This window comes from Streptomyces sp. NPDC056224 (assembly GCF_042267665.1).
GTDB lineage: Bacteria > Actinomycetota > Actinomycetes > Streptomycetales > Streptomycetaceae > Streptomyces.
This window is the reverse complement of sequence record NZ_JBHJTK010000108.1, coordinates 1-1,769: the sequence shown is the minus strand read 5'-3', so window position 1 is coordinate 1,769 and position 1,769 is coordinate 1. Positions and strand designations below refer to the sequence as shown.

Annotated in this window: 1 protein-coding gene; it reads left to right on the top strand. The window is 66.3% G+C overall.

Features of this window, described 5'->3' with window-relative positions:
- Nucleotides 1-1,769 (top strand): dihydropteroate synthase (locus ACFCZ1_RS38490; protein ID WP_376682910.1); only part of this gene is annotated, 1,769 nt, incomplete at both ends.

The following is a 1,769-nucleotide window of genomic DNA, read 5'->3' as shown; positions in this document are numbered from 1 at the left end:
ACGAAGGACGGGGCGCATTATCCGCTGACCGCTCCCGAGCTCGCCGACGCGCAGGAGACGTTCGTGCGGGAGTACGGGCTGTCGCTGGTGGGCGGTTGCTGCGGGACGACGCCGGAGCATCTGCGCCGGGTGGTGGAGCGGGTGCGGGGTGCGGCCGTGGTGGGGCGGACGCCGCGGCCGGAGCCGGGTGCGGCGTCGTTGTACCAGACGGTGCCGTTCCGTCAGGACACCGCGTACATGGCGATCGGGGAGCGGACGAACGCGAACGGGTCGAAGAAGTTCCGTGAGGCGATGCTGGAGGCCCGCTGGGACGACTGTGTGGAGATGGCACGGGATCAGATCCGTGAGGGCGCGCACATGCTCGACCTGTGTGTGGACTACGTGGGCCGTGACGGTGTCGCGGACATGGAGGAGCTCGCCGGTCGCTTTGCCACTGCCTCCACCCTCCCCATCGTTCTGGACTCGACGGAGGTTCCGGTCATCCGGGCGGGTCTGGAGAAGCTGGGCGGGCGTGCTGTCATCAACTCGGTCAATTACGAGGACGGCGACGGCCCCGAGTCCCGTTTCGCCAAGGTCACCCGGCTGGCGCAGGAGCACGGTGCCGCGCTGATCGCGCTGACCATCGACGAGGAGGGCCAGGCCCGCACCGCCGGGCACAAGGTCGCCATCGCGCAGCGCCTGATCGCGGATCTGACCGTCAATTGGGGGATCCGTGAGTCGGACATCCTCATCGACACCCTGACGTTCACGATCTGCACGGGTCAGGAGGAGTCCCGGGGGGACGGTATCGCGACGATCGAGGCGATCCGCGAGCTCAAGCGGCGTCACCCCGACGTCCAGACGACGCTGGGCCTGTCGAACATCTCCTTCGGTCTGAACCCGGCCGCGCGCGTGCTGCTGAACTCGGTGTTCCTGGACGAGTGCGTCAAGGCGGGTCTGGACTCCGCGATCGTCCACGCGAGCAAGATCCTGCCGATCGCACGGTTCGACGAGGAGCAGGTCACCACCGCCCTGGACTTGATCTACGACCGGCGCTCGGAGGGTTATGACCCGCTGCAGAAGCTGATGGCGCTCTTCGAGGGCGTCAACACCAAGTCGTTGAAGGACGGGCGTGCGGAGGAGCTCCTCGCGCTGCCGCTGGAGGAGCGTCTGCAGCGCCGGATCATCGACGGGGAGAAGAACGGTCTGGAGACCGACCTCGATGAGGCTTTGCAGACCCGCCCCGCCCTGGACATCGTCAACGACACGCTTCTGGAGGGCATGAAGGTCGTCGGTGAGCTGTTCGGCTCGGGGCAGATGCAGCTGCCCTTCGTGCTCCAGTCCGCGGAGGTGATGAAGACGGCGGTGGCGTATCTGGAGCCGCACATGGACAAGACCGATGACGAGGGCAAGGGCACGATCGTGCTGGCCACCGTCCGCGGTGACGTCCACGACATCGGCAAGAACCTCGTCGACATCATCTTGACCAACAACGGCTACAACGTCGTGAACATCGGCATCAAGCAGCCGGTCTCGGCGATCCTGGAAGCCGCGGCCGAACACAAGGCCGACGTGATCGGCATGTCCGGACTCCTGGTGAAGTCGACGGTCATCATGAAGGAGAACCTCCAGGAACTGAACCAGCGCAAACTCGCCGCCGACTACCCGGTCATCCTCGGCGGCGCCGCCCTGACCCGCGCCTACGTCGAACAAGACCTCCACGAAATCTACGAAGGCGAAGTCCGCTACGCCCGCGACGCCTTCGAAGGCCTGCGCCTGATGGACGCCCT